The organism is Virgibacillus byunsanensis (genome assembly GCF_042675965.1).
GTDB classification, from domain to species: domain Bacteria; phylum Bacillota; class Bacilli; order Bacillales; family Amphibacillaceae; genus Virgibacillus_R; species Virgibacillus_R byunsanensis.
The window spans coordinates 20699-27121 of the sequence record NZ_JBHTKJ010000017.1; the positions used below are offsets into that span (position 1 = coordinate 20699).

The 6423-nt window shown below is 35.8% G+C and carries 8 protein-coding genes; 2 read left to right on the forward strand and 6 right to left on the reverse strand.

All coding sequences use genetic code 11. From position 1 onward, the window contains the following. Positions 1–146: 146 nt before the first annotated feature. Entirely contained in the window at positions 147–1616 is a 1470-nt protein-coding gene (locus tag ACFQ3N_RS08175) for a DEAD/DEAH box helicase (RefSeq protein WP_390361293.1), read from the reverse strand. A gap of 339 nt (positions 1617–1955) precedes the next feature. On the opposite strand from ACFQ3N_RS08175, the gene ACFQ3N_RS08180 reads away from it, so the two are divergent. Further along, a complete protein-coding gene (locus ACFQ3N_RS08180) occupies positions 1956–2864 on the forward strand; it encodes a DMT family transporter (RefSeq protein WP_390361295.1) in 909 nt (302 codons plus the stop codon). Positions 2865–2938: 74 nt separating this feature from the next. Next, the gene (locus tag ACFQ3N_RS08185; RefSeq protein WP_390361304.1) at positions 2939–3799 is read left to right on the forward strand and encodes a DegV family protein; all 861 of its coding nucleotides are present in this window, start codon (positions 2939–2941) and stop codon (positions 3797–3799) included. Between the two features lie 38 nt (positions 3800–3837). Here the strand turns inward: ACFQ3N_RS08185 and ACFQ3N_RS08190 are convergent, their stop codons facing one another. The 5 genes from ACFQ3N_RS08190 to ACFQ3N_RS08210 form a co-directional block, all read right to left on the reverse strand. Beyond that, positions 3838–4539, reverse strand: coding sequence for an alpha/beta hydrolase (locus tag ACFQ3N_RS08190; RefSeq protein WP_390361306.1), 702 nt, complete (start codon positions 4537–4539; stop codon positions 3838–3840). A gap of 199 nt (positions 4540–4738) precedes the next feature. Further along, on the reverse strand, positions 4739–5107 hold the full coding sequence (locus tag ACFQ3N_RS08195) for a YppG family protein (protein ID WP_390361297.1): 369 nt from the start codon (positions 5105–5107) through the stop codon (positions 4739–4741). A 71-nt stretch (positions 5108–5178) separates the two neighbouring features. After that, on the reverse strand, positions 5179–5454 hold the full coding sequence (locus tag ACFQ3N_RS08200; RefSeq protein ID WP_390361299.1) for a glutaredoxin family protein: 276 nt from the start codon (positions 5452–5454) through the stop codon (positions 5179–5181). Between the two features lie 111 nt (positions 5455–5565). After that, positions 5566–5790: an NAD(P)H-binding protein gene (locus tag ACFQ3N_RS08205; RefSeq protein ID WP_390361301.1), complete on the reverse strand. Its 225-nt coding sequence runs from the start codon at positions 5788–5790 to the stop codon at positions 5566–5568. 7 nt (positions 5791–5797) lie between these two features. Continuing rightward, a complete protein-coding gene (locus ACFQ3N_RS08210; protein WP_390361308.1) occupies positions 5798–6085 on the reverse strand; it encodes an NAD(P)H-binding protein in 288 nt (95 codons plus the stop codon). Positions 6086–6423: the final 338 nt, after the last annotated feature.

A 6423-nucleotide genomic window follows, 5' to 3' on the forward strand; every position in this document is an offset into this window, starting at 1 on the left:
ACACGGATTCGAACTGCTTATGTCTCGAGTGCCTGGACGCGGCTTACAAAGTCAATAAATTATCTTCAGGCTCCTGATTTTATAATTTCGCTAGACTATGAAAAAAGCTCCGAAGTGGGAGCTTTTTTTCTAGAGCATTATTTAATTTAATCGCGGTTTCTCCGTTTTTGAAAGTTTCCTTTACGGTTACGTCCACCGCCTCCACCTTGGTTGCGCCCACCTTGACTACGTTTACCGTAGTGCCGTTTATTATTCGAACGGCGATTATTATCCTTCGAGTGATGTGCCTTTTTCACACTAATTGGCGCAACAGAAGAGATTTGAACGGGAGTTTCTCTTCGTTCTTTTGTCAGCATTTTTAATGCTGCAGCAATAACTGTTATTGAATCATGATCCTGCAATAATTCATTTGCAGTCTGATGATATTCTTTTAATTCCTTTTGTTCAATTGTTTGTAAAATATTACTAACTGCTATTTGCTGTTGCCCGCGTTTTGCTTCTTGATTTGTTGGAGGCATTAAACGCTTCATCTTACTTTTTGTTGTTTTTTCAATTAACTTAAGATGGGCGATTTCACGCGGTGTAATAAATGATATTGCCTCACCAGTACGTCCAGCTCTACCTGTACGCCCAATACGATGGACATAGCTCTCAGGATCTTGTGGTATATCAAAGTTATACACGTGTGTAACACCTGAAATATCAAGACCACGAGCCGCTACATCAGTAGCTACCAATACATCTACACGACCGTTCTTAAATTTGTTTAAAACAGACATACGCTTACCTTGAGTTAAATCACCGTGTATTCCTTCAGCACGGAATCCTCTTGCTTGTAACCCTTCAGCAACTTCATCTACACGTTTCTTCGTTCTACTAAATATGATCGCTAAATCTGGTCCATGAATATCCAAATGATTATTTAATGTATCAAATTTATATTTTTCAGGAACCTCAACGAAATATTGATCAATGTTTTCCACTGTCATTTCTTTTGACTTCACTTTGATTTCTTTCGGGCTTCTCATTAAGGTATTGGCAATGTTACGAATTTCCTTAGGCATGGTAGCTGAGAATAGCAACGTTTGTCGCTCTTCTGGAATTCCCTTTAGAATGTCACGAATATCGTCTATGAAACCCATGTTCAGCATTTCATCAGCTTCGTCTAATACAGCAGTCTGAACCATATTAATGCGAATTGTTTTTCTTCGCATATGATCAAGTAACCTACCTGGAGTTGCAACTACTATTTGTGGTCCGTCTTTCAATGCACGAATTTGTCTTTCCATGTGTTGACCACCATATACTGGCAATACACGTACACCTTTGAATTTTCCTAATCGATTAAGTTCTTCTGCAACCTGAATTGCTAGTTCTCTTGTTGGAGCAACTACTAATCCTTGGATTTTCTTAACGTTTTGGTCGATTTTTTCGAGCATTGGGATCCCAAATGCTGCAGTTTTTCCTGTTCCTGTCTGTGCTTGTCCTATTACATCATTCCCTTGTTTTGCTAACGGAATGGTTTCAGCTTGGATGGGAGTTGCTTCTTCAAAACCCATTTTCTCCAATGCCTTCATAATAGGGGTTGATATTCCTAATTCATTAAAAGTTGTCACCTTGTTACTCTACTCCTTTTTTCTTGAAAATTTATCCGTTTCCTATATGCACTGAGCTTATTAGAGAAACTTGGCTTATCTCCAAATAGGAGGAAAGCCTTTGTTCTTCTTTCTACTTTAAACCTAATATTTTCCATTTTTGGTATAAAGTGCAAAAAAAGGCATCACCCATATTTGGAAAGAGGCCTCTTACTTGAATCTCATGCTTTCAATAACAGTTAGTTTATCATAACACATTCCCCATATCGATATCTACTAGTTACTATATGAATTTTTACTAATAGCATGGTAAAATATATTAGATACAGAATAACTTACATGACTTCAAGGAGGGTTTTCATGAGGCTTCCTCCGTTCAACCCATATTTGGCGGTTGTAATTGGCGTTTTAGCAGTATCTACTTCAGCAGTTTTAGTTAAGTTAGCAGATCAAGCTCCTGCTGCAATGATAGCGAATTACCGATTATTATTTGCGGTTATTTTAATGGCTCCCTATATCTTAATCAAGCACCGGCACGAGTTTCAACTGATTAATAAGAAAGATTGGATTCTTTCCATCCTTGCTGGTGTCTTTTTAGCATCTCATTTTATTCTCTGGTTTGAATCACTAAATTATACATCTGTAGCAAGCTCAGTAGTACTTGTAACATTACAACCTATTTTTGCTTTTTTAGGTACTTATTTCTTTTTCCAGGAACGTTTTTCACCTGGAGCAGTAATCAGTATGGTAATCGCCTTATTAGGAAGCTTTATTATCAGCTGGGGAGACTTCCAAATAAGCGGAATGGCATTACTTGGGGATATCCTTGCGATATTAGGTGCAATTGCAGTAACTACCTATTTTCTAATGGGGCAACAAGTGAGAAAAAGGTTATCGTTAATGACATACACTTTTGTTGTATACGGAATAAGTTCTATTACACTTATTATATATAATATATTTCTTCAAAACCCGTTCTTTGGTTACCCGGTGGATCATTGGTGGATCTTTATAGTACTGGCTATTGTCCCAACTTTTTTCGGTCACACCATGTTTAATTGGGCACTAAAATGGCTAAGCACTTCTACTATATCGATGGGGATTGTTTTTGAACCAATTGGTGCTTCCATTCTTGCTTACCTTATCTTAGGTGAAAAAGTTACCTGGTCACAATGGCTTGGCGGAACCATTATTATATTCGGGTTATTTTTATTTATAATGAGTACAACCCGTAAACCCAAGGTAACCATTTCTGAAAAAAGCAGATAACTTAAAATTCGTTATATAAACATTTATGTATAACTGATATAATGAAAGTAACTAATTATGAAGCAGGTGATGTCATGAACATTCAACTAATGACAGATGGCGGTGCTGATATCCCAGATCGATTAAATGACTCTTTGGATATTATCGTCGTACCCTTATACTTACATTTTAAAGATGGTCAATATAAAACTGGCGTAACAATGGACTTACCTAGCTTTTATAAAAAGATAAAAGAAACGAATGAACTACCTCGCTCAGCTGCACCTAGCCCGAATGACTTTTATGAGGCATACAAACAAGTGGATTCTGACACTCCTATTATTATGTTGAGTTTAACGAAAGGGCTAAGCAGTACATTTGAAAATGCAGTAATCGGAAAAAATATGTTACTTGAGGAAGAACCTGAGCGTACAATAGAAGTAATCAATACGAAAACTGCTTCATGCGGTATAGCACTCTTGTTACACGAAGCGAATACGAAAATTAATGAAGATTATTCTTTTGAACAACTTGTTGGACATCTTCACGATCGGGTCGAACAAACGACAACTCTATTTGTATTAAAAACACTTGAAAACCTAGTGCTTGGCGGCCGTTTAGATAAGGTGAAAGGTACGATTGCAAAAACACTTAATATTAAATTATTATTAAAAGCAAGTGATGATGAGGGAACCATTGAAGTTGCTGAAAAAGTTCGAGGTGACAAAAGATCAATTAGACGCTTCGTAGAACAAATCGGGGAATACACCAAAAACGTTGAAGACAAGGTGATTTCAATGACACACTGTAATGCAGAGGAACGGGCGAAGAAAGTCCTTGCAGAAATAACAAATAAATATCCTTTTAAAGACGCATATTTAACTGAAACAGGGCCATTGATTTCAACATATGCTGGTGATGGTGCTTTAGTTATTTCTTTTTTTAAGGATAAATAATAAACGGAGTCTGTGGGCATTACAGTGCAGACTCCGTTTTAATTTGGCAATTTTTCCTTCATAAGGAATTTATGAATTATCTTGTTTAATGTATCTTTGTCATCCCCTAAACAGATCAAATGTCTTGACCTTTCAAAAAACACTACTTCTTTGCGATCTGAAATTATTTCTTTATCCAAATAATACGCTGTCTTATATGGCACCATACCATCTTGTTGACCCTGGGCAATCAACACAGGGGAATCCACTTTTTTTAAGTACTTTCGTGTGAATCTAACCAACCTTAAAAATTCGATATTTGCTTTCAAAGGGACAGCTCCCAATTTCTTTTTATAATTTACATATAATTTATTTTTGCTTAAATTACCTTTCAAACTATCTATAAAAACTTCGCCAATGTCCAAACTTAATTGTTTTAATGACAAATACTTTCCAGCAGTTGCCAGCAGAACTAGTTTATCGACTTTATATTTTGTAGTAAGGTAAGCCGCTATCATTCCACCCATAGAAAACCCAATTAAATAAATGGTGTCATACTTCTCTTTAAGCTTGATTAAAGACTGTTCTGCTGCGGAGATCCATTTTTGATGGGAGATATTCTCTAATGCGAGCTTTCTTCCGTGGCCAGGTAATGTAGGAACTTCTACATGCCAATCCGTGTTCTCTTTTAGGTAATTTGCCAAAGGCTCGAGTTCATATGGACCGCCAGTATATCCATGTATAATCAAACAACCAATCATATTTAGATTCTCCTTAGAAACTTGATTATTTTCTTTTACCCGTTTTCCATAGCAAATATTACACATTATTGTTATTCACATTTTTTGTATTACCAAAGTTGTTTTTATTTTACATAAATCACAAAAAGAAGCTGATGTGAATAGAAGTTTTCACCAGCTTCTTCATAATAAATAACACTATAAATACGTTTAAATGTTACTACTTAAATGATTTCATTATGGAGCTGAACTGTTTGACTACTGGTGAAAACTGTTGTACCGTATTTGCTAATTGCCCCGCAGTAGAAAACATTTTATCAAGATCTACTTGCCCGTTTGGATCCTGGAAATATGCAAAAAGGTTATTCTTTGGATAGATATGCTGTTGAGGTTTATACATGGAACCCGCTTGTATAAAGGGATCCAAATTAGTTGGCTGTTTTGGTTTTTTTAAATACTGGTATGGTGTCTGAAAGAAAGCGGGATCATTTGTTGGGTTATATGGCTGATACCATTGTTGAGCGTAAGGGTTAGTTTGAAATGAATTATTTTGATATGGTGGTTGATAACCATAAGGTCTTTCAAACATTGTTGCACACACCTCTTTTTATGCTTTCTTACCATTACCATATGCAAAACGATTAATAAGTGTGCCTTGTTTTAACTTCCATATCTAGCATTTAATATGGAAGTCTGATTATCCACCTCAAGTATCCGTTTTAGTTTATTTATTTGAAAACCTAGCACAGTTTGATCACCAATAAATGTTGCAGGTGTCCCAAACACCCCTTTTTCCTGAAGCTCTACCATATATTCCTTATTATTGGATACGTTCTTTTTTGTATAGGATACGTTCCAAACGTCCAATTGTTTTAGTAGCCTTTCTCCTTCCAGGCAATTATTACTAACATAGATAATTACATTTTTTTCACTCATTTGAAAATCCTCCTGTTTGATATGGCCGTTCTATTGATTCCATATTTCAAATACCCCATTATATTTCAATCTAAACACAAACAGGTTAAAAATATTACATTAACTCTACAATTAATAAGCTAATATTTCCGATAGTTGAGTGATACCCTGAATAAGCTCGAAGGTTTTATTTTCTGCCCTAGGAACGGTTAGTACATAGGTAAGCACTTCAGCGACATTTTCTCGTGGAATTGTTCCGAATTCAGAAATATTCTCTTGCAGATTTACTTTTCCTGTACCTGGCTCATCTGTTAAACCACCAGATCTCACTATTGTATAATTCAGACCTGATTGCATTAAATGTTCATCTGCACGGTGCTTGGCATAAAGATAATGTGCAGGAAAGGTGCGGCTTTAGGATTATCTGCCCCAACATGCTAAGCATTACAAATCGATTAACACCAATTTTTTTAGCAAGATTTACAGACTCAATTGCCCCTTCCTGATCAATTATTATTGTTTTATCCGCACCAGTATTTGGTCCAGAACCAGATGCAAACACTACTGTATCCACTTTATAAAATGCTTTCTTAAAATTATCCTCTAAATCTGCTAATACGATTTTTACACCTTGATTTTCAAAATATGGAATTTACTCTGTTTTTCTTAACATTGCAATTGGCTCATGTTTTGATTCCATTAACTTTTGAACCTCCTGTTTACCAACCGCTCCATTGGCTCCAATTACTAATACACGCATTCCCTCTCCTCCACTTATCTTTATAGTCTTCATTTATGATTGCCTTATACAAAGGCTCATTTCGCAAGTTTTGTTGCTATTTAATCCTCGTAGTTGATATATAATGCGACGTAACGTTTGGTTGATTTCTATAAGTTGTGCTATTGCCGCCGTCCGGGATCGCTCCCAATGTCATCAAGCTAAACTTCAAATAATTTCCAATTTTATATAATGTGTTTTATTTGAATATT

Bases quoted from the DNA above. Each gene is read 5' to 3' on its own strand.
- ACFQ3N_RS08180 (WP_390361295.1), top strand. From the start codon at position 1,956: ATGAGGCTTCCTCCGTTCAACCCATATTTGGCGGTTGTAATTGGCGTT.
- ACFQ3N_RS08190 (WP_390361306.1), bottom strand. From the start codon at position 4,539: ATGATTGGTTGTTTGATTATACATGGATATACTGGCGGTCCATATGAA.
- ACFQ3N_RS08205 (WP_390361301.1), bottom strand. From the start codon at position 5,790: ATGCAATCAGGTCTGAATTATACAATAGTGAGATCTGGTGGTTTAACA.
- ACFQ3N_RS08185 (WP_390361304.1), top strand. From the start codon at position 2,939: ATGAACATTCAACTAATGACAGATGGCGGTGCTGATATCCCAGATCGA.
- ACFQ3N_RS08195 (WP_390361297.1), bottom strand. From the start codon at position 5,107: ATGTTTGAAAGACCTTATGGTTATCAACCACCATATCAAAATAATTCA.
- ACFQ3N_RS08200 (WP_390361299.1), bottom strand. From the start codon at position 5,454: ATGAGTGAAAAAAATGTAATTATCTATGTTAGTAATAATTGCCTGGAA.